Raw genomic sequence first — 22308 nt, forward strand, 5'->3', positions numbered from 1 at the left:
TGTGGCTCGGGCGCACACCACGGCAAATCGGTCTAGATTGGGCGCATGACCCCTTCCGATTCCATTTGCCCACCCCGTTCTGAGCATGGCCAAGGGCTCAGTGCCGCAGAGGCGGTCCAACGCCTGCAGACCGACGGCCCCAACACCTTGCCCGGCAGCGAGCCCAAGAGCCTGCTGGCCCTGGTGCGCGAGGTGGTGACCGAGCCCATGTTCCTCATGCTATTGGCGGCGGGCGGCATCTACCTGGTGCTGGGGGACCGGGCCGAGGCCCTGTTCCTGCTGGGCTTTGTGGGGGTGGTCATCGGCATCACGCTGGTGCAGGAGCGGCGCACCCAGCGGGCCATCGAGTCGCTGCGCGACTTGTCCGCGCCGCGGGCGCTGGTCGTCCGCGACGGGCAGGAGCTTCGCGTGCCGGGCCGCGACGTGGTGCGGGGCGATCTCCTGGTGCTGCACGAGGGCGACCGCATTGCCGCCGACGCCCGGCTGTTGCAGGGCAGCCTGGAGGTGGACGAGTCGCTGTTGACCGGCGAGGCCGTGCCGGTGGCCAAGAACCCCGCCACGCCCGACGTGTCGGCCAGCACCGTGGTCACCCGCGGGGTGGCGTTGGCCGAGGTCACCGCCACCGGGGCCCACACGGCGGTGGGGCGCATCGGGGCGGACCTGGCCACCACCGTCGAGCCGCCCTCCGGCTTGCAGCAAAGCTCGCGGCGCATGGTGCGCGGACTGGGTTGGGCTGCCGTGGCGCTGGCGGTGAGTCAAGTGGGCTTGGCCTGGTGGTGGAGCGGGCGGCCCGTGCTTGACAGCCTGTTGTCCGGCATTGCCTTGGCCATGGCGGTGCTGCCGGAGGAAATTCCGGTCATCCTGACCGTGTTCCTGGCGCTGGGGGCGTGGCGACTGTCGCGCCAGAAGGTGCTGACCCGGCGCGTGACCTCTGTGGAAGCCCTGGGGGCCATCACCGTGCTGGCGGTGGACAAGACGGGCACGCTCACCCAGAACCGCATGGCGGTGGCCGAGTTGGCGGTGGCCGACGCCACCTTCACGGAGCCCGCGGCGGGCACTGGCCCGGCGCTGCCCGAGGCCTTTCACCGGTTGATCGAATTCGCCATGCTGGCCACCCCTGCGGACCCGTTCGACCCCATGGAAAAGGCCATCCAGCGTTTTGGGTACGACCGGCTGGCGGGGACCGAACACGTCCACGACGGGCGCACCCCTGAGCAGGAGTACCCGCTGTCCGCCGACATCCTGGCCATGACCCGGGTGTATTCCACCGCACAACCCGAGCTGCACCTGTTGGCCGCCAAGGGTGCGCCCGAAGCGGTGGCCGACCTGTGCCACCTGGACGAACCCCACCGCGCCGCCTGGCGAGTGCAGGTGGAGGCCATGGCCGCGCGGGGCCTGCGGGTGCTGGGGGTGGCCTGTGGCCGTTGGCAAAACACCCAAGCCGATGCCTGGCCGGGCAGCCAGCACGATTTCGATTTTGAGTTCCTGGGCCTGGTGGCCTTGGCCGACCCACCCCGCCCCGAAGTGCCGGACGCCCTGGCGCAATGCCGCCAGGCGGGGGTGCGGGTCATCATGATGACGGGCGACCACCCGGCCACCGCCCGGGCCATTGCCCGGCAGGTGGGGTTGTCGGAACGGCCCGACGTGCTCACCGGGGCCGACATGGACGCCCTGGACGACACCCACCTGCAAGCCCGGCTGAAACAGGTGGACCTGTGCGCCCGTCTTCAACCCACCCACAAGTTGCGGCTGGTGCGCCTGTTGCAGGCCAACGGCGAGGTGGTGGCCATGACGGGGGATGGCGTCAACGATGCCCCCGCCCTCAAGGCCGCCGACGTGGGGGTGGCCATGGGCCAGCGCGGCACCGACGTGGCGCGCGAGGCCGCCTCGCTGGTGCTGCTGGACGACAGCTTTGCCAGCATCGTCGCGGCCCTGCGCCAGGGGCGGCGCATCTACGACAACATCACCAAGGCCAGCCGCTTCGTGTTTGCGGTGCACCTGCCCATCATCGGCCTGACCTTGGTGCCCACCCTGCTGCACTGGCCCACGCTGCTGTTGCCCGTGCACATCGTGCTGCTGGAGTTGTTGATCGACCCGGCCTGCTCGGTGGTGTTCGAGGACGAGCCCGAGGACCCGCGGAGCATGGCCCGTCCGCCCCGTGCGCCCGGCGAGTCACCTTTTGGGTGGCACCACCTGGTGCCCGCCCTGTTGCAGGGGCTGGGTGTGGCCGCCGTGTTGCTGCTGGGCTGTGGCTGGATGATGCAGGCCGACGGGACGTTGGCCCAGGTCCGTTCCCTGGGGTTTGCCGCCCTGGTGGCGGGGGTGATGCTGCTGGTGCTGGCCAACCGCCAGCCCCACCGCCCGGTGTGGCGCGCCTGGCGCTTGCCCAACCGGTGGCTGGGTTGGATGGCTGCGGGGCAGGCGGCACTGCTGGTGCTGGCCTGGACGGTGCCGCCCTTGCGCGATCTGTTGGGTCTGGTGGCGCCCGGCGGGCGCGACGCGGTGGCGCTGCTGGTCCTGGTGGCCGTGTGCTGGTGGTGGCTGGAGGCGCTGCGCTGGGTCACCCGGGGCCGGGTGGGCTGAACGTTCTCAGGGCTGCAACGCGCCCGGGAACACCCACAACAGCCCCGCCGTCAGGGTCACGTAACGCAGCAGCTTGCCCACCGCCATGTAGGCCACACACGGCCAGAACGGCAGCTTCAGCCAACCCGCCACCGCGCACAACGGGTCGCCCACCCCGGGCAGCCAGGCCAGCAGACAGGCCTTGGCCCCAAAGCGCCGCAACCAGGCCAGCGCCCGCAGCTCGGTGGGGTGGCCGCGGGCGCGGTCCACCGCGGCGTGTGTGCCCACCCCCATCCAGTAACTGATGCCTCCGCCCAGCGTGTTGCCCGCCGTGGCCACCAGCACCGCAGGCCAGAACAGTTCGGGGTTGAGCTTCACCAGCCCGAACACCACCGGCTCCGACCCCATGGGCAACAGGGTGGCCGACAGTGTGGCCACCACAAACACGGTGCTCAGCCCCACCTCGGGCAGGCTGAGCCATTGCAGGAATTGGGTGGTGAAGGCGTCCATGGCGCGGCGCAGTGTAGGGCAAGGGTCCTTCACCCATGGAGAGGAGGGGCGGAAGAACGATGTCGGTGGCGTTACAATCCTGCCTCTTTTTTCAGCAGCCCATTCCCCCATGCCCCCCGTTGCCGTTGCCCAGCCCTTGCGCCTGGGGCCCCATGTGCTGCCCAATCGGCTGTTCGTGGCGCCCATGGCGGGGGTGACCGACCGGCCCTTTCGCAAGCTGTGCAAGAAGCTGGGGGCGGGCCATGCGGTGAGTGAGATGGTCACCTCCCGCCCCGACCTGTGGGACAGCCTCAAGACCTCGCGCCGGGCCGACCACGAGGGTGAAACCGCCCCCATCGCCGTGCAGATTGCCGGGACCGACGCCGCCATGATGGCCGACGCCGCCCGCTACAACATCGACCGCGGCGCGCAGATCATCGACATCAACATGGGCTGCCCGGCCAAGAAGGTGTGCAACAAATGGGCGGGTTCGGCGCTGATGCAGAACGAACCCCTGGCCCTGCAGATCATCGAGGCTGTGGTGGCTGCCTGCTCGCCACAAGGCGTGCCGGTGACGCTGAAGATGCGCACCGGTTGGGCCGACCAGGCCAGGAACGCCCCCGCCATCGCCCAGGCCGCCGAGGCTGCGGGGGTGCAGATGCTCACCGTGCACGGGCGCACCCGCGAGCAGGGCTACCGCGGCCAGGCCGAACACGACACCGTGGCCCACATCAAAAGCCGCATCACCATCCCGGTGGTGGCCAATGGCGACGTGGACAGCCCCGAGGCCGCCCGGCGCGTGCTGGCCCACACCGGGGCCGACGCCGTGATGGTGGGGCGTGCTGCGCAGGGCCGCCCGTGGATTTTTCGGGAAATGGCGCATTACCTGGCCACCGGGGAGCACCTGCCACCCCCCACCCGCACCGAGTTGCGCACCTGGATGCTGGACCACCTGCGCGAACACCACGCCCTGTACGGCGAGCGCACCGGGGTGCGCAGCGCCCGCAAACACCTGGCCTGGTATGCCAAGGCCTTTGGCGACGTGCCCCCGGCGCTGGCCGAGGCCTTCCGCCAGCGCATCAACGCCGTGGAGGCAGCCGACGCCCAGTTGGCCGCCGTGCACGATTTTTTTGACGAATGGGACACCTGCGTGTCATGAGCTTCGACGACCTGAACACATCGCTGCCGACCGGCAGCCTGGCCAGCCCGGTGCGGGCCGAGCCCGCCGCGGCCCCCGAGCCCAACCACCTGCCCGATTGCGTGCGCGACAACCTGCGCCGCTACTTTGCCGACCTGGACGGCACCGAGCCAGCCAACCTGCACGACATGCTGGTCAAGGCCGTGGAAAAACCGCTGCTGGAAGAGGTGATGGCGCGTGCCCAGAACAACCAGTCGCGCGCGGCCCAGTGGCTGGGCCTCAACCGCAACACCCTGCGCAAAAAGCTGCTGGAACACGGCTTGGCGGAGTGAACTTCTGAATGTGTAGCAAACACCTTAAGCAAATAAAGCGGTAGGTGCCAAAAAAGTTTCTTGTTTTTTCAACTTCCAACCTTGTCAAGGCCATCCATGCGAGCCCTCCTTTCCGTTTCCGACAAAACCGGCGTCCTCGAACTGGCGCGTGAACTGCACGCCCTGGGCGTGGGCCTCATCTCCACCGGCGGCACCGCCAAGTTGCTGGCCGACGCCGGCCTGCCGGTGACCGAGGTGGCCGAGGTCACCGGTTTCCCCGAAATGCTGGACGGTCGCGTCAAGACCCTGCACCCCAAGGTGCACGGCGGTCTGCTGGCCCGCCGCGACACGCCCGAACACATGGCCGCCCTGGCCGCGCACGGCATCGAGACCATCGACCTGCTGGTGGTCAACCTGTACCCGTTTGAAGCCACCGTGGCCAAGCCCGGCTGCACGCTGGCCGACGCCATCGAGAACATCGACATCGGCGGCCCCGCCATGGTGCGCAGCGCCGCCAAGAACTGGAAAGACGTGGCCGTGCTGACCGACGCCAGCCAGTACGCCGAGGTGGTGGCCGAGCTGAAGGCGAGCAAGGCCGTGAACACCATGCAGGTTTCTGACGCCACCCGCTTCAAGCTGGCCGTGGCCGCCTTCAACCGCATCAGCAACTACGACGCCGCCATCAGCGATTTCCTGTCGGCCATCGACCTGTCCAACGGCCTGCCCGAGCAAGAGGCCGCGCCCGTGCGCAACCTGTTCCCCGGCCAGAGCAATGGCCGCTTCGTCAAGCTGCAAGACCTGCGCTACGGCGAAAACAGCCACCAGCAGGCCGCGCTGTACCGCGACCTGTACCCCGCCCCCGGCTCGCTGGTCACGGCGGTGCAGCTGCAGGGCAAGGAGCTGAGCTACAACAACATTGCCGACGCCGATGCGGCGTGGGAATGCGTCAAGAGCTTCGACACCCCGGCCTGCGTCATCATCAAACACGCCAACCCCTGCGGCGTGGCCGTGGGTGCCAACCCGTTGGAGGCCTACAGCAAGGCCTTCCAGACCGACCCCACCAGCGCCTTTGGCGGCATCATCGCCTTCAACCGCCCGCTGGACGGCGCGGCGGCGCAGCAGGTGTCCAAGCAGTTTGTCGAGGTGCTGATGGCCCCCGACTTCACCGACGAGGCGCTGGAGGTGTTCAAGACCAAGGTCAACGTGCGCATCCTGAAAATCGCGCTGCCGCCCGGCGGCCCCACCGCCTGGGACCAGGGCCGCAACTTCATGGACGCCAAGCGCGTGGGCTCGGGCCTGCTGCTGCAAACGTCTGACATCCATGAACTCAAACTGTCCGACCTGAAGGTGGTGACGAAGCTGCAACCCACCGAACAGCAGCTGCAAGACCTGCTGTTTGCCTGGAAGGTGGCCACCTACGTCAAGAGCAACGCCATCGTGTTCTGCGCCAACGGCATGACCTACGGCGTGGGCGCAGGCCAGATGAGCCGCCTGGACTCGGCCCGCATCGCCAGCATCAAGGCGCAGGCCGCGGGCCTGTCGCTGTCGGGCACGGCGGTGGCCAGCGATGCCTTCTTCCCGTTCCGCGACGGGTTGGACGTGGTGGTGGATGCTGGCGCCACCTGCATCATCCAGCCCGGTGGCAGCATGCGCGACCAGGAAGTGATCGACGCCGCCAACGAGCGTGGCGTGGCCATGGTGTTCAGCGGCGTGCGTCACTTCCGCCACTGAGCGGTCACCGGGTCTTGGGGTTGTCCGCATGGGCAGGCACAGGGCTTGCAGGCACACTGGGCCTGATGTGGACCTGCCATGACCCCAACCCTCGAATCCCCGCCTGACCCTTCCGTGGCCTCGTCGAGCGGCGACGAGGCCGATGCCGCCACCCGCCGGGCCCAGGCTTTGGCCCGGCTGATGGCCCGCATTTCCGAACACGCCGATTTCCCCACGCTGCGGGAGTCCATTGGCGCCATTCAAAGCATTGCCCGTTCCGACCGCTCACACCTGGACCAGTTGTCCAACCAGGTGCTCAGCGACGTGGGCATGACCAGCAAGCTGCTGCGCATCATCAACGCCGCGTTCTACCGCTCGGCGGGCGGCGGCAACATCACCAGCATGCAACGTGCGGTGGCCCTGATGGGGTTCGAGAGCGTGGGCATGCTGGCCGCGTCGCTGATGTTGTTCGAACGCATGCCCAAGGGTCGGGATGGCGAGGCCGCCCGCCACGAATGCAGCCGGGCGTTGTTGGCCGGCCTGTTGGCACAGCGCCTGTGCCGCACGCAGCGCCATGGCGAGTCGGTGTACCTGGCCGCCCTGTTCATGAACCTGGGGCGCATGTTGGTGGCCAAACACTTCCCGGAGGACGCCCGCGCCATCCAGTCCCGGGTGGACGAGGCCGTGGCCAGCCTGATCCGCCAGGCCGAGGCCAATGCCGCCTTGCACACCGGGGCCGTCAAGGCACCACCACAACCACCGGGGGCCGCGCAGGTGCATGGCATCCGCGAGCGGGTGTCGCGCCAGGTGTTGGGGCTGTCGCACGAAGACCTGGGTGTGGAAGTGGCCCGCCAATGGGGCTGGCCCGACCCCCTGGCCCAGCAGCTGCGGCGCCTGTACCCCGACGACCTGGCGGCGGAGTTGCGGGCCGACGAGTACCTGCGGGTGTTGTGCACGGCCGCTTCCGACCTGTCGGTGGAGCTGCACCACATTCCCCGCACTGGCGATCCTGAGCTGGTGGCCGCCGCACGGGACGCCTGCATGGCCCATTTCGGTGCAACCCTGGGGCAGGTGCTGAAGCTCGACCCCGAATCCCTGCAAGCCCTGGGCGAAGAAGCCATGGACCATTGGGCCGACATTGCCGAGCTGCTGGGCATCCGGCCCGGTGTGTCCCCGCCCGCGCCAGCAGCGCGTGCAGGCAGCGCCGCGGCGACGACGGGGGGTTCCGCCAACAAGCCCTTGCGTCTGCCCACGGGGCCTCAGCGCATTGCCAAGGGGTTGGAGCTGACCTTGCAGCGCCTCACCGACATGGCATCGTCCAGCGCACCGCTGGACGATGTGCTGCGCCAGGTGATGACCGATCTGTCCGACACCCTGGCCTTGCAGCGCATGGTGGTGTGTCTGCGCCCACCGGGTCAGGACGGGCTGCAAGGCCACCTGGCCACGGGCGTGCGGGCCGCTGCGGTCTGTGCGGCCTTTCAGGTGCCCTTGGGCGGCAGCCCGGACCTGTTCAGCGTGTTGTGCCTGAATGCCAAGGACGCACTCATCTCCGACACCTCAGACGCCGTGATTGCCAAGCGGCTGCCCAGTTGGTTTGGCCCCAAGGTGGGGGCGCGGACCTTTGTGCTGTTGCCGCTGACCCAACACGCCCGCGTGCACGGGCTGATGTACGCCGACCGGCCCACACCCGGCACCCTGGTGCTCAATGAATCGGAAATGGCTTTGCTGAAATCGGTGCGCGACGGCGTGTTGCAGGCCCTGGCGCACCGGGGCCTGACCACCTGAGAGTGGGGCGGGCCGTCGCGGTCAAAAGGCCGTCAGAGGCCGCGGAACACCTCGGCGGCGGCTTCCACCGTGGCCTGCACGTCGGCCTCGGTGTGGGCGGCGCTCACAAAACCCGCCTCATACAGCGCCGGGGCGAAGTAGATGCCCCGGTCCAGCATGCCGTGGAAGAAGGTGTTGAAACGCGGGCCGTCGGTGGTCATGACGGTGGCGTAGTTCTGCGGCAGGTCCTTCATCAGGAAGAAGCCGAACATGCCGCCCTGGCTGTCGGTGGCAAAGGGCACACCCGCGGCGTCGGCGGCGGCTTGCAGGCCCGCGGTGAGCTGTTGGGTGCGGGTGCTCAGGGCTTCGAAGAAGCCGGGCTTTTGAATTTCTTTCAGCGTGGCCAGGCCGCAGGCGGTGGCCACGGGGTTGCCGCTCAGGGTGCCGGCCTGGTACACGCCGCCCAGCGGGGCCAGTTGTTCCATGACGGCGCGTTTGCCGCCGAAGGCTGCCAGCGGCATGCCACCGCCGATGACCTTGCCCATCACGGTCAGGTCGGGCTCGAAGCCGGGGATCAGGCTGGCGTAATGGCCCTGGGCGCTGCCCAAGCCCACGCGGAAGCCGGTCATCACCTCGTCAAAGGCCAGCAGCGCACCGTGCTGGGTGCACAGCTCGCGGCAGCGGGTGACGAAGGGCACGCTGGCCCGCACGAAGTTCATGTTGCCCGCGATGGGTTCGATGATCAGGCAGGCGATGTCGGCCCCGTGCTGGGCAAACGCCTCTTCCAGTTGCTGCAGGTTGTTGTACTCCAGCACCAGGGTGTGCTGCACCACCTCGGGCGGCACACCCGCGCTGGTGGGGTTGCCAAAGGTGGCCAGGCCCGAACCGGCCTTGACCAGCAGCGCGTCGGCGTGGCCGTGGTAACAGCCTTCGAACTTGATGATCTTCTTGCGGCCCGTGGCCCCCCGGGCCAGGCGGATGGTGCTCATGCCCGCTTCGGTGCCCGAGCTGACCAGGCGCACCATGTCGATGCTGGGCACCAGCTTGATGATTTCCTCGGCCAGTTCCACCTCGCGCTCGGTGGGGGCGCCGAAGCTGAAACCTTCCAGCAGCGCTTTCTGCACGGCTTCCAGCACCGCCGGGTGGCCGTGGCCCAGGATCATGGGGCCCCAGGAACCGATGTAGTCGATGTGCTGTTTGCCGTTGGCGTCCCAGAAATACGCGCCCTGGGCCCGGGCCACGAAGCGTGGCGTGCCACCCACGGCCTTGAAGGCCCGCACGGGCGAGTTGACGCCGCCGGGGATGAGGGCTTTGGCGCGGTCGAACAGGTGTTGGTTGCGGTCGGTGGAGGTCATGGTGCTATTGAAAATGTAGCTTCTTGCACTTTTTCTGAAAGAGCTGGAGGCCAAAAAAGCTTGCAATTCAGTGCCGGGTCTTGTCCAGCGGGAAATCCATGGTGACGGTGGTGGGGTCGCCCACTGGGGTGCCATCGGCGGGGGCGTCGGGGTCGTCTTCGTCGTGGGCCCAGAACATGCGGTCGGGCACGGCATGGCCCATGCCGGGCTGGTAGCCGCCGTTGAGGCACTGGTCCAGGTAGGTCAGGGCTTCAGCCGTGGCGGTTTGCAGGTCGGCACCCGCCGCCAGCAGGGCCGTGAGCGCGGCCGACAGCGTGTCGCCCGCACCGCAGAAGGTGGCGTCAAAACGTTCGTACCGGGCCGAGGCCAGCACGCTTTCGGGCGAGGCCAGGTGGCTTTCCAGGTGCTGATCGGCGGCGTTGAAGCCCGTCACCAGCACGTAGGGGGTGCCATGGGCGGCCGCGGCACGGGCCAGGTCGCGCGGGGCGGGGGGGCGGTCGGCCTCCCAGTCGGGCAGCAGCCAGCGTGAGAGGGTGCTGTGGTTGCCCACCAGCACCGTGGTCTGCGGCAGCAGCAGCTCGGCCATGGCGTCCAGGTAGGTGTCGATGGACAGTTCGTCCCACCACGACAGGTCGGCCAGGTAGGCGATCACCGGCACCTCGGGGTAGTCGGACGTGATTTCGGCAATGCGGCTGAGGTTGTCGGGCGAGCCGACAAACCCCACCTTGAACGCGGCCACGTCCACGTCTTCCAACGTGATGCGGGCCTGTTCTTCCACGGCTTCTTCGTCAAAGGCGAAGTGGTCGCGGATTTCGGTGGTGTCGCGCACGTAGGCTCCAGTGACCACCGGCAGGCCATGGCACGAGGCCGACGCGATGGTGGTGAGGTCGGCGGCCAAGCCCCCGGCTCCACTGGGGTCGTTGGCGTTGAAACTCATGACACAGGGCAACGAAGCGGACTCGGCTTCGGGGGTGTCATCGGGGGTTTGGGGGTCAGAAGTGGACATCATGGGCGGGACCGGATGGGGGTTTTCCCCGGAGTGGTTGTCGGGGCGCGACAGGTGGCTTGTTGCAAAGGTCCGGCCTGCGTGGGGGTGTCGATACAATGAAATTCATTTTAAGACTGACAAGCCGTTGGACATGAACGAAGCCAAGACCTGGATGTGCCTGATTTGCGGTTGGATCTATGACGAAGCCGCGGGAGCGCCCGACCATGGCATTGCACCGGGCACGCCCTGGGCGCAGGTGCCCATGAACTGGGTGTGTCCTGAATGCGGGGCACGCAAGGACGACTTCGAAATGGTCCAGATCTGACTGTCCACCGGGAGATTCTGCCGACATGAGCCACAAACCCCTCAAGATCATGGTGGTCGATGACTCGAACACCATCCGACGCAGTGCTGAAATCTTTCTCAAGCAAGGTGGGCACGAGGTGTTGCTGGCCGAGGACGGCTTCGATGCGCTGGCCAAAATCAGTGATGCCGAGCCCGACCTGATTTTTTGCGACATCCTCATGCCCCGCTTGGATGGTTACCAGACTTGCGCCATCATCAAGCGCAATGCGCGGTTTGCCTCGACGCCGGTGGTGATGCTGTCGTCCAAAGACGGGGTGTTTGACAAGGCGCGGGGTCGCATGGTCGGCTCCCAGGACTATTTAACCAAGCCGTTCACCAAGGATCAGCTGCTTCAGGCAGTTCTCCAGTATGGTGGAACGCACGGAGGTGAACGATGATCAACGACATTTTGTTGGTGGATGACTCCAAGACCGAACTCATGGTGTTGTCCGATTTGCTGAGTCGGCAAGGTTATGGCGTTCGCACGGCCGACAGCGCTGACGAGACCTACCGCTGTCTGGCCGAGAAGACGCCCGACCTCATCCTGATGGATGTGGTCATGCCCGGTCAGAATGGGTTTCAGCTCACCCGGGCCATTTCCCGCGACCCCAAGTTTGCGCACGTGCCCATCATCCTGTGCACCAGCAAGAACCAGGAGACCGACCGGGTCTGGGGCATGCGGCAGGGGGCCAAGGATTACGTGACCAAGCCCGTGGATCCCAAGGAACTGTTGGCCAAGATTCAGGCACTGGGCTGAGCGGCATGTCCAACAGCCAAACCCGTCAATCCCTCAAGGCCTTGCAGGAGCGCCTGGCCAGTCGGCTGGCGGCTGCGCAGGCGTCCGGTGCCGATGCCGCGTGGCTCGCCATTGAAGCCCATGGGCGACGTTATCTGCTGCCCTTGGTTCAGTCGGGCGAAATTTTTCCCGTGCCCTTTGTGCAGCGGGTGCCCTACACCCAACCTTGGTTCCTGGGGGTTGCCGCGTTGCGCGGTGGTTTGATGGGTGTGGTCGATCTGGGTGCGTTTCTTGCTGGGGATCAGTCCGTGTCCTCCTCCGCGGTGACCGGGGATGCCAAGCTGGTGGCCTTGCATCCCGCACTGGGCGTCAACGCCGCGTTGTGGGTGGATCGGCTGGTGGGTTTGCGTGGTGTGGGCATGTTCACCGGCGCAGAACCGCGAGCAGAAGGCACTGCGCCCATTCTGGGGCAGGTGCTGACCGATGCCAAAGGTGATCGCTGGCAGGAACTCAACCTCCAGGCGCTGGCCGATTGGCCGGATTTTTTGAGCGTGTTGGCCTGAACGGCCCTCTATCCAAGGAAATACAGAGATGTCGTGGATCAATCGTGTCAAAGGCTTGGTGGGCAGCAAGCCCGATGTGAATACCCTGGAGGATTCCATCGTGTCCATGGAGTCTTCTGTGCAAGCCGCACCTGCTCAGGCCCCCAATCTGGATCGCAAGACGGACATCCTCGAAACCCGCATGGGCCCCGAAGAGGATGCGGTGGCCATGGTGGCCTTGCCGCTGTTGGGCAATCGTCCCGCGGCGCAGCACCAGCGCACCTTGGCGGCCTTGTTGGCAGCCGGTCTGGTGGTGCTGGGCGGGGTGACGCTGATGACCTTGGGTCAGGCCGATCGCGCCAGCCAGCAGGTGGCGGCCACCGGTCAGGCCCTGATGCAGTCCCAGCGGCTGGCCAAAAGCGTGTCGCAGGCGCTGGTGGGCAGCCCTGGGGCGTTCAAAGAAGTCGAGAGCAGCTCGGAAGTGTTGTTCGACAACGCCATGGCACTGATGTCTGGCGACACGGCTGAGCACGCGCAGGGCGTCTCCCAGCACGAACACGCACCCGATCTGAAGCCCTTGGATACCGAGCACCAGGACACCCTGAAGGCCCTGATGCCGCAGGTTGAGCGGGCCAAAAAGTCCGCGGAAATCGTCCTGAAGCAAAAGGATGTGTTGACCCAGGTGGGCGAGGCCCTGCGGGCCATCAACCGCCAGTCCTCTGACTTGCTGGAGATCGCCGAAACCATTTCCTCTCTCAAGCTTCAACAGAACGCGCCCGCCGCTGAAATTTCCGCGGCAGGGCAACTGGTGATGTTGACCCAGCGCATCGGCAAGTCGGCCAACGAGTTCCTGACCATGGAGGGTGTGAGCCCCGAGGCCGTGTTTTTGTTGGGCAAGGACTTGAACTCCTTCCGGGAAATCGCCACCGGCCTGCTCAAAGGCAGCGCGGAACTCAAGCTGAACGCCGCCAACGATCCCGAAGTGCGGGAGCGCCTGGAATCCCTGATCAAACTGTATGAAAGCACCCGCACCGAGGCGGGCGCCATCTTGGGCAACTTGCAAGGCTTGGTGACAGCTCGCGAGGCCCAAGCGTCCATCATTGCCGACAGTGAGCCTTTGCGTTTGGGTTTTGAGAAGTTGCAGGGTGATCTGTCCGCACACACGGGTCTCGGTGGGGTGCAGCTGGCCTTGCTGCTGATGTCGGCCTTGTTTGCGTTGGTGGCCGCTGGTGGTTTGGCCTTTGTGCAGCTGCAAGACAGCCGCCAGCGCCAGTTGCTGGCAGAGCAACAGCGCCTGAGCGCCGTGGAGCTGGAGCAGGAAGCCAAGCGCGTGAACGACGCCAACCAGGCGGCCATTCTGCGGTTGATGAACGAGTTGCAGACGGTGGCTGAAGGCGACTTGACCCAGGAAGCCACGGTGACCGAAGACATCACCGGTGCCATCGCCGACTCGGTGAACTACACGGTGGAAGAACTCCGCTCCCTGGTGGGCAACGTGCAGAACACGGTCACCCGCGTGGCGCAGACCACCTCGATGGTGGAAAACACGTCCACCGAGCTGCTGGCGGCTTCGTCCGAGCAACTGCGTGAAATTCGCGAAACCGGTCAGTCGGTGCTGGACATGGCGCAGCGCATCAACCAGGTGTCCGCTCAGGCGCAAGAGTCAGCCCAGGTGGCCCGCCAATCGCTGCAGGCGGCCGAGTCGGGCTTGCAGGCCGTGCAGAACGCCATCGGCGGTATGAACGCCATCCGGGACCAGATCCAGGACACCTCCAAGCGGATCAAGCGGCTGGGTGAGTCGTCCCAGGAGATTGGTGAAATCACCGAGCTGATTTCCGACATTACCGAACAGACCAACGTGCTGGCCCTCAACGCCGCCATCCAGGCCGCGTCTGCCGGTGAAGCCGGTCGCGGCTTCTCGGTGGTGGCGGAAGAAGTGCAGCGACTGGCCGAACGTTCTGCCGACGCCACGCGCCAGATTGCCGCACTTGTGAAAGCCATTCAGACCGACACCCAGGACGCCGTGGCCGCCATGGAGCGTTCCACGCAGGGTGTGGTGGAAGGGGCCAAACTGTCCGACAACGCCGGTGCCGCACTGTCCGAGATCGACAGCGTGTCGCGCCGTCTGGCTTTGCTGATTGAGCAGATTTCGGATTCCGCCTCCCAGGAAGCCGAGTCGGCCAACGAAGTGGCCGGCAACATCCAGCACATTTTTGCGGTGACCGAACAAACCGGAGAGGGCACTCGCTCCACGGCTCAACAGGTGCGAGAACTGTCACGCATGGCCGAGGAACTGCGTCAGTCCGTGGCGCGATTCAAGATCAGCTGACGATCATTCCTGCCTCTCCTTTTGTGGTCAGCCCCTCTCCAGTCGGAACCCATCCATGCTCACCGTCAGCAATCTTTCTCACCCTACCGATGGGGCCGAAAACGACCTCGGCCCCCTGGCCTGGGTGTTCGATGAACTGCGCAAGTCTCTGGATGGAGCCCACAAGGCCCTGAAGCGCTTTGCGGCCGATGTGGCCGATGCCCGTGGTTCTGACCTGTCGGCCATCGACCCCACCCCTTTGCGTCTGGCCCGCAGCCAGCTGCATCAGGTGGTGGGGGCCTTGGAGATGGTGGATTTTCATGCGCCAGCCAGCGTGGTGCGGGCCATGGAAACCGCGGTGCAGCGGTTTCTGAACCGGCCGTTGACCTGCACAGAAGCTGCTGTGGGCAAGTTGGAGCGAGCAGGCTTTGCACTGGTGGAATACCTCGAATCGGTGCTGCATGGCAAGCCCATCAGCCCGGTGGCGTTGTTCCCCCAATATCGGGACGTGCAGGAGCTGGCAGCTGCGGCGCGGATTCATCCGGCCGATTTGTGGAGAAATCCGGTGGGAGGGCTGTCGTTGACGGTGCCTGCCGAATGGCAGGTCCAACCGTTGGCCCCCGGTGTGGACGTGCGTGCGCGTTTTGACCGCTATGTGCTGCATGTGGTCAAGAACCTGCACCCGATTGCGGCGGGGCATCTGCGCAGCGCGGCATTGGGCTTGGCCGCAGGGGCTTCGGGTCGGACTCAGTCCACGTTCTGGGTGGTGGCTGCGGCCTATTTTGAAGCCATTCAGCACGGTTTGTTGCCCGCAGATGTGTATGTCAAACGGGCTGCTTCCCGGGTGTTGTTGCAGTATTCCGCCCAGGCGCAGGGCAAGCTTGAGGTGTCTCATGTCCTGCTCCAGGACCTGCTGTTTTTTGTCGCGAGGGCCAAAGACGCCCCGAAGGCTGAGACGCCGGTGCTCGATCTGGTGCGCGCCGCGCTGGGTTCCACGGCACTTCCCCCCATTGATTACGAGAGTTCGACCCTGGGCCGCTTCGACCCCGCGCTGTTGGCGCAGGCCCGGCGCAGGGTGTTGTCGGCCAAAGAGGGATGGTCCCTGCTGGCCGGGGGGGACACCGACAAGCTTCGTCAGGTTGGTGACCAGTTCACTTTGGTGGCCGACTCGTTGCACAAGGTGTTGCCTGATGCCGCAGGATTGGCACAAGGCTTGGTTCACGCGATTGACCAGGTGCGTCAGTCGGGTGGGACCCCCGGGGCCGAGTTGGGCATGGAAGTGGCCACGGCCCTGTTGTTCCTGGAAGCCTTGTTGCAAGACCTTGAGGTGGATGACCCCCAGTTGCCCTCGCGTTTGGTCCAGATGGGGCAGCGGGTCGAGCAGGCCTGTGCAGGCCAGTCCTCGCCACCGCTGGAACAGTGGATGGAAGACCTGTACCGCAAGGTCAGTGATCGCCAGACCATGGGCAGTGTGGTTGGCGAGCTCAAGGTCAGCCTCACCGAGCTTGAGCGTGAACTCGATCAGTTCGTGCGCGAGCCTGGCGACAAGGCTCCCCTGATGCGTGTGCCCCAGCGGCTTCACCAGATGCGGGGCGTGCTGTCGGTGCTGGGCCTGGACCATGCCGTGTCCGCGGTGATGCACATGCGCACCACGGTCGAGGACATGCTGGCTGACGAGGTCGATGCCGAGCAGGCCCGCCAAGCCGGTACCTTCAGCCGCCTGGCCAACAACCTGAGTGCACTCAGTTTCCTCATTGACATGCTGCACTACCAGCCGGCGTTGGCGCGCAAGCTGTTTGTGTTTGACCCGGTTTCGGGTGAATTGAACCCGGTGATGGGGCGGGTTGCCGCGGCACCTGCTGCGCTTGCTCCGACCCCCGAACAGCCGAGCACGTCCGAAGAAACGGCCGCGCAGCCGCAAGCCTTGCCCCATGACGAGGTGCTGGACTCCCAGGTCACGATGCCCGGCGACTCATTGCAATCGCATGTGGGTGACATGCTCCAGGCGGTGAGTGATCCATCCATCCCGGTGGACTTGTCGGCCCTGAGCCTCCAGCTCGACAGCTTGGCGGATCAAGCCGCATTGTCTGATCACGCCCCGTTGGCGGCCGCGGCCCGACAGGCGGCTTCCGCTGTGGCCAGTGATGCCGAAGCTGGCGCACAAGCCCTGGTGGAGTTGGCCAGTCTCGCAGCGGCACCCACAGAGGCGTCACCACTGGCCGTTGCGCCAGAGGCCGAGGCCGAAGACATCGTCGAAGACGATTTGCGCGACATCTTCCTGGAAGAAGCCCGGGACGTCATTCAGGCTGGCGAGGCTGCTTTGGTGGCCTTGCGTGAAGCGCCGGGCAGCATGGCCGACCAGACCACGTTGCGGCGTGCGTTCCACACCCTCAAGGGCAGCTCCCGCATGGTGGGGCTGAATGAATTTGGTGAAGCCGCCTGGGCGATGGAACAGGTGATGAACGCTTGGTTGGCAGCAGCACGCCCTGTCACTCCCGAGTTGTGTGAGCTGGGCACCGAAGCCCTGGCGCGCTTGGCCCGCTGGGTGGAGGACATCGCGGGACATGCAGACCATCCATGGTCTGCACAGCCGTTTCAGCGGGCGTCGGAAGCCATGCGCAACGATGGGGTGCGGTTGCCACTGGGGGCCGACACAGCCGTTGAAGCACTGCCCGAGCCAGGCGGCAGCGTCCCAGAACCCGATTCGCGGTTCGAGTTTGATCAGAGCGAACCCGTTCAGGTGGAGACCATCGACGCAGCACCTTCACTGGAGGCCGACGGCGCTGAACAGGCTGTCGAGGTGGCCTTGGACGATGTGCCCGCAGATGATGGCATGTTGACGCTGGACCTGGATGCCCTGCTCAGCCTGCCCGAGGCCACCCCTGTCACGTCGCCCGATGCGTTGGCCGACGTACCGGAGTTTGACTTGCCTGACTTGGAGCCCGCGGTGGATGTGGCGGCGTCCGAGGCGCCCCAAGAAGACCTGTCGGCATTGTCCGTTGAAGCCTTGCTGCCCGAGTCTCCCAGTGAAGTGGTGTCCGTGGACGCCGCGCTCGAGCCCGTCGCCGAGTCCTCGGCCGACAACGAATTCCACCTCGATTTCGATTTGCCCGAGACCCCCGAAGACACCAGCGGGCTGGACGTGGCGCAGCCACAATCATTGCCAGAGCCAGAGCCAGAGCCAGAGCCAGAGCCAGAGCCAGAGCCAGAGCCAGAGCCAGAGCCAGAGCCAGAGCCAGAGCCAGAGCCAGAGCCAGAGCCAGAGCCAGAGCCAGAGCCAGAGCCAGAGCCCGCGGCGTTGGGGGCGATGGACGATGACACCAAGGTCATTGGCCCGCTGCGTCTGGGGGTGAAACTGTTCAATGTGTTCCTCAACGAAGCGGACGAATGGTCCCGCCGCTTGAGCCACGATTTGAACGAATGGCTGCTGGAATGCGAGGCACAGCCGGTTCCCGAGGGGGTTGCCGCGTACGCCCATTCCTTGGCGGGCGCATCGGCTGCCATTGGTTTTGAGGCCCTGTCGGGGCTGTCGAGGGCGTTGGAGCATGCGTTGGACACGCTGGGGCTTCACGCGGCCGCCGGGCATTTGGCCAATGTCCCCGATGCACGTCTGTGTGTGGATGCCGCCGAAGACATTCGCCGTCTGCTGCATCAGTTTGCAGCCGGTTTCCTGAAGGACCCTCTGCCGGACCTCATCCCCGCGTTGGAGCAGCTCATTCACCGCACCCTGCCGGAAGAAGCTTCGTTGCCCGAAGACGCGCTGCTCAACGATGGCTTCTCGGAGCTGGAAGACGAGCCGCAGTTGGAAGGTGCGTTGCCGTCGGAGGATGCACCGCTGCCGCTGGATGCCGAAGCGCTCGATGGCGAGGCCGGCCTGGGTGAGCCTGCTGTCGAGCCCGAGCCCGAGCCCGAGCCCGAGCCCGAGCCCGAGCCCGAGCCCGAGCCTTCGGTTGCACCATCCGTTTTGCCTGTGGCGCCGGTCGCCTTGGCGGTGGAACGAGAGGCCACCGTGAACCTGGACTCGCCGGTGCACTCGGTGGACGACGACATCGATGCGGTGGACACCCTGGATGCCGACCTCTTCCAGATCTTCGATGAAGAGGCGCAAGACCTGATTCCCCGCCTGGGCACGGCATTGCGCCAATGGGTGGCCCGGCCCGAAAACGCGTCGGCCCGTGTGGAGGTGCTGCGAAACCTGCACACCCTCAAAGGCAGCGCCCGCTTGGCCGGTGCCTTGCGGCTGGGTGAAATGGCCCACCGCATGGAGACCCAGGCAGAACGCCTGGGCTCGGAAGTGTCGGACGGCACATTGATCGAACCCTTGCTCACCAGCCTGGACGGTCTCACCGCCCGACTGGATGCCTTGCGGCAGCCCGATGAGGTGGCCGTGCCGCACCGGGTCACCACCCTGCCTGAACAGGCGGCGGTGCAGCCCGTGGTTCCCGAACCTGTGTCGGACGTGCCGGGCGAAGGGACTGTCGATCCGGTGGTCAAGGCGTCGGTGCCGGTGGACTCGTCCATGGCGGTGGCCCGTCTGCCCGCATCGGTGCATGCGTCGTCCACGGCGGCAGCCGTCCGGGTGCGCCCGGAACTGCTGGATCGCCTGGTCAACCAGACCGGTGAAGTCATGATCACCCGCTCTCGCATGGAGGCCGAACTGGCCCAACTGCGTGGCTCCCTCACCGACTTGACCGACAACCTGGACCGTTTGCGCCACCAACTGCGCGACATCGAGTTGCAGGCCGAAAGCCAGATGCAGTCCCGTTTGGCGCAGGCCAAAGAGGCCGATCACGCCTTCGACCCCTTGGAGTTCGACCGCTTCACCCGCGTGCAGGAACTCACCCGCATGATGGCCGAGTCCGTCAACGACGTGGCCACGGTGCAGCGCAACCTGCAAAAGGCCGTGGACGCCACCGAAGACGGTTTGACCGCCCAGGCCCGCCAGACCCGCGAGTTGCAGCGCGACCTGCTGCGCACGCGCATGGTGGAGTTCGAAGGCATTGCCGACCGGCTCTACCGCGTGGTGCGCCAGGCCTCCAAGGAAACCGGCAAGCAGGTGCGGCTGGACATTGTGGGCGGGCGCATCGAGATGGACCGGGCCGTGCTGGACCGCATGACCCCGGCGTTCGAACACCTGCTGCGCAATTGCGTGGTGCACGGCATCGAGACAGCGGAGCTGCGTGAAGCCGCAGGCAAGTCGCCCGAAGGCCGCATCAACATCGAGCTGAGCCAAGAAGGCAACGACGTGTCGGTGGCCTTTGCCGACGATGGCCGTGGACTGGACTTGGTGGCCATCTGGACCAAAGCCGTCTCGCTGGGGTTGTTGTCTGCCGACGACGCGCCGTCTGAGGCTGAACTGTCGCAGCTGATCTTTGCCCCCGGTCTGAGCACGGCCGACACGCTGACCGACCTGGCCGGGCGAGGCATTGGCATGGACGTGGTGCGCGCCGAGGTGGTGGGGCTGGGTGGTCGCATCGAGACCACCACCCATGCAGGCCAGGGCACACGGTTCCGCATGGTGCTGCCGCTGACCACGGCGGTCACGCAGGTGGTGCTGTTGCGTGCTGGTGAGTTCACGTTCGGGGTGCCCGCCAGCCTGGTGGAAGTGGTGCGGCGTGTCAGCGGCGCCGAGCTGTCGGCCGCCCAGGCTGCACACACGCTCAATGTGGCGGGCGAGGCGGTGCCGTTCTACTGGGGTGGGGCGCTGTTGCAAACCTCACGCCGCAGCACCGCGCAGGAAGCGCGCACCTACCCGGTGGTGATTTTCCGAAGCGCCTCTCAGCGCGTGGCCTTGCACATCGACGAAGTGCTGGGCAACCAGGAAGTGGTGGTGAAAAACCTGGGGCCGCAGCTCTCGCGTCTGCCGGGCTTGGCGGCGACCACCGTGCTGGCGTCCGGCGCAGTGGCCCTGATCTACAACCCGGTGGCCTTGTCGGCGGTGTATGGCGAACAGGTGCGGGCCTGGTTGGCGCCTTCCCCCGAAGGCGAGCAACCCGAGGCCGCCGAAGCGGCTGGGGCCGAGCAAGGCCTGGTGCCGCGCGAGGCGGCCGCCCGGGCACAGGCCCCGCTCATCTTGGTGGTGGACGACTCTATTACTGTGCGCCGTGTCACCCAGCGTTTGCTGGTGCGGGAAGGCTACCGTGTGGTGCTGGCCGCTGACGGCTTGCAAGCGCTGGAAAAGCTGCAAGGCGAACGGCCCACGGTGGTGCTGTCGGACATCGAAATGCCGCGCATGGACGGTTTCGACCTGGTGCGCAACATCCGCTCCGACCCGGCGCTGGCCGACCTGCCGGTGATCATGATCACCTCGCGCATTGCCGAGAAGCACCGCGAACACGCCCGCCAGTTGGGGGTGGACCACTACCTGGGCAAGCCCTACGCGGAAGACGAACTGCTGCACTGGATCCAGTACTACTGTCAGCAGCCCACTTCCATCGCCGCCGCGGTGGACGCTTGAACCCAAGGCCGGTCATCCGGCCTTTTTCACATCTGCTGTTTCACCCCTGCTTTTTCACCCCTGCTTTTTCACCACCGCGTAGCGCTGCAGGGTTTTTTCGCGGGCTTGGGCGTGGTCCACGATGGGGTGGGGGTAGTTGTCCCCCAGTCGCACATCGGCAGCGGCCAGCTCCAGTGCATCGGCCTGCCACGGTGCATGCAGTGCAGGCCCTTGCAGGTGGGCCAGCACCGGCAGGTAGCGGTGGATGAACTTGCCCTCGGGGTCGAACTTCTCGCTCTGGCTCACCGGGTTGAAGATGCGGAAATAGGGCTGCGCGTCACAGCCGCTGGAACTGGCCCACTGCCAGCCCCCGTTGTTGGCGGCCAGGTCAAAGTCGTTGAGCTTTTCGGCAAAGTAGCGCTCGCCCCAGCGCCAGTCCAGCCCCAGGTCCTTGCACAGGAAGCTGGCGGTCACCATGCGCAGGCGGTTGTGCATGTAGCCGGTGCGGTTGAGCTGGGCCATGGCCGCGTCCACCAGCGGGTAGCCGGTGCGGCCCTCGCACCAGGCCTGAAACAGTGCCTGGGCATGGGCGCCGTGTTCCCAGCGAATGGCGTCGTACTCGGGTTTGAACGAACGCTCCACCACATGGGGGTGGTGGGCCAGGATCTGGTGGTAGAAATCGCGCCAGATCAGCTCACTCAGCCAGGTGCTGGCCCCGGCATGGCCCTGAAGGTGCAGGGCGTGGGCCAGGCCCGCCAAGCGCCGGATGGACACGGTGCCAAACCGCAGGTGCACGCTCAGGTAGCTGGGCCCTTTGACGGCGGGGTAGTCGCGCGCATGGCCGTACTGGCCGATGCGGTGCAAAAAGTCCTGTAGCAAACTTTCCGCGCCAGAAAAGCCTGGGGGCAACTTAAGGTGATGAAGGTCGGTGGTCTCGAAGCCAATGTCTGCGAGCGTGGGCACGCCCACGGGCTGCCCGGGCGGCACGGGGGCCAGGGCGGCGGCATGGCGTTGGGTGGGGTAGGGCTTGAGGTGAAAGTCGGTCACCGCCTTCAGCCACGCGTTTTTGTACGGGGTGAACACCCCGAACGGGCGACCCTGCTGGGTGAGCACCTCGCTGCGCTCAAAAATCACATGGTCCTTGAAGGTGTGCAGCATCACCCCGTGGTGGGCCAGGCCGCCGCGCACGCGGGCGTCGCGGGCCAGTGCGGCGGGTTCGTCGTCGTGGTTGGCGAACACGGCCTGCACGCCCAGCTCCACGGCCAGCCGAGGGATCACTTGCTGGGGCTGGCCGTGGCGCACCAGCAGGCGCGCCGAGCCGTCGGCAGGACCCCAGTCGCGCAACTGCTGGTCCACCTCCACCAGCGACTCGCGGATGAATTCCACCCGTCGGTCGGCGCGGGGCAGGGGGGCCAGGATGTCGGTGTCGAACACAAACACACACCACACTTGGCGGCAGCTTTTGAGGGCGTGGTACAGCGCCGCGTGGTCCTGTGTACGCAGGTCGCGCCGCAACCAGACCAGCCCCCGGTCGTACCGCCGGGGTGAGCCCGCGCCCGTCGGCGGTGAGGCGGTGGGGTGGAGGGCAACGGCGTGGCGTGACGGCGGGGCTGGGGGCATGGTC

15 protein-coding genes are annotated in these 22308 nt (G+C 66.2%); 11 read left to right on the forward strand and 4 right to left on the reverse strand.

Going from position 1 to position 22308, the window contains the following annotated elements; genetic code table 11:
* Nucleotides 1–45 precede the first annotated feature (45 nt).
* A complete protein-coding gene (locus tag ACYVB7_RS04260) occupies nt 46–2583 on the forward strand; it encodes a cation-translocating P-type ATPase (protein WP_460505330.1) in 2538 nt (845 codons plus the stop codon).
* A gap of 6 nt (nt 2584–2589) precedes the next feature.
* On the opposite strand, the gene ACYVB7_RS04265 is transcribed toward ACYVB7_RS04260, so the two are convergent.
* Nucleotides 2590–3072: a YqaA family protein gene (locus ACYVB7_RS04265; protein WP_460505331.1), complete on the reverse strand. Its 483-nt coding sequence runs from the start codon at nt 3070–3072 to the stop codon at nt 2590–2592.
* 109 nt (nt 3073–3181) lie between these two features.
* On the opposite strand from ACYVB7_RS04265, the gene dusB reads away from it, so the two are divergent.
* From dusB to ACYVB7_RS04285, 4 genes are all read left to right on the forward strand, one after another.
* A complete protein-coding gene (gene dusB / locus ACYVB7_RS04270; RefSeq protein ID WP_460505333.1) occupies nt 3182–4210 on the forward strand; it encodes a tRNA dihydrouridine synthase in 1029 nt (342 codons plus the stop codon).
* A gap of 50 nt (nt 4211–4260) precedes the next feature.
* Entirely contained in the window at nt 4261–4521 is a 261-nt protein-coding gene (locus ACYVB7_RS04275; protein ID WP_460505697.1) for a helix-turn-helix domain-containing protein, read from the forward strand.
* A 96-nt stretch (nt 4522–4617) separates the two neighbouring features.
* Entirely contained in the window at nt 4618–6231 is a 1614-nt protein-coding gene (gene purH, locus ACYVB7_RS04280) for a bifunctional phosphoribosylaminoimidazolecarboxamide formyltransferase/inosine monophosphate cyclohydrolase (protein ID WP_460505335.1), read from the forward strand.
* 78 nt (nt 6232–6309) lie between these two features.
* On the forward strand, nt 6310–7995 hold the full coding sequence (locus tag ACYVB7_RS04285; protein WP_460505336.1) for an HDOD domain-containing protein: 1686 nt from the start codon (nt 6310–6312) through the stop codon (nt 7993–7995).
* 32 nt (nt 7996–8027) lie between these two features.
* Here the strand turns inward: ACYVB7_RS04285 and hemL are convergent, their stop codons facing one another.
* Nucleotides 8028–9329 (reverse strand): glutamate-1-semialdehyde 2,1-aminomutase, encoded by a 1302-nt coding sequence (gene hemL / locus ACYVB7_RS04290; RefSeq protein WP_460505337.1) that lies wholly within the window; start codon nt 9327–9329, stop codon nt 8028–8030.
* A gap of 67 nt (nt 9330–9396) precedes the next feature.
* Complete coding sequence (gene thiD, locus ACYVB7_RS04295; protein WP_460505698.1) at nt 9397–10335, reverse strand: bifunctional hydroxymethylpyrimidine kinase/phosphomethylpyrimidine kinase; 939 nt, start codon at nt 10333–10335, stop codon at nt 9397–9399.
* Nucleotides 10336–10468: 133 nt separating this feature from the next.
* On the opposite strand from thiD, the gene ACYVB7_RS04300 reads away from it, so the two are divergent.
* From ACYVB7_RS04300 to ACYVB7_RS04325, 6 genes are read left to right on the forward strand one after another with little or no spacing between them, the layout of a single operon-like run.
* Nucleotides 10469–10642 (forward strand): rubredoxin, encoded by a 174-nt coding sequence (locus tag ACYVB7_RS04300; RefSeq protein ID WP_460505338.1) that lies wholly within the window; start codon nt 10469–10471, stop codon nt 10640–10642.
* Nucleotides 10643–10667: 25 nt separating this feature from the next.
* Entirely contained in the window at nt 10668–11060 is a 393-nt protein-coding gene (locus ACYVB7_RS04305; RefSeq protein WP_460505339.1) for a response regulator, read from the forward strand.
* Nucleotides 11057–11419: a response regulator gene (locus ACYVB7_RS04310; RefSeq protein ID WP_460505340.1), complete on the forward strand. Its 363-nt coding sequence runs from the start codon at nt 11057–11059 to the stop codon at nt 11417–11419. Before ACYVB7_RS04305 ends, ACYVB7_RS04310 begins: the two co-directional genes overlap by 4 nt.
* 5 nt (nt 11420–11424) lie before the next feature.
* Nucleotides 11425–11961, forward strand: coding sequence for a chemotaxis protein CheW (locus ACYVB7_RS04315; RefSeq protein WP_460505341.1), 537 nt, complete (start codon nt 11425–11427; stop codon nt 11959–11961).
* 28 nt (nt 11962–11989) lie between these two features.
* The gene (locus tag ACYVB7_RS04320; RefSeq protein ID WP_460505342.1) at nt 11990–14269 is read left to right on the forward strand and encodes a methyl-accepting chemotaxis protein; all 2280 of its coding nucleotides are present in this window, start codon (nt 11990–11992) and stop codon (nt 14267–14269) included.
* A gap of 55 nt (nt 14270–14324) precedes the next feature.
* Nucleotides 14325–20705, forward strand: coding sequence for a hybrid sensor histidine kinase/response regulator (locus ACYVB7_RS04325; RefSeq protein WP_460505343.1), 6381 nt, complete (start codon nt 14325–14327; stop codon nt 20703–20705).
* A gap of 54 nt (nt 20706–20759) precedes the next feature.
* Here ACYVB7_RS04325 and ACYVB7_RS04330 read toward each other — a convergent pair whose 3' ends face one another.
* Nucleotides 20760–22304 (reverse strand): cryptochrome/photolyase family protein, encoded by a 1545-nt coding sequence (locus tag ACYVB7_RS04330; protein ID WP_460505344.1) that lies wholly within the window; start codon nt 22302–22304, stop codon nt 20760–20762.
* Nucleotides 22305–22308: the final 4 nt, after the last annotated feature.

It is taken from the genome of Hydrogenophaga soli, from assembly GCF_054777695.1.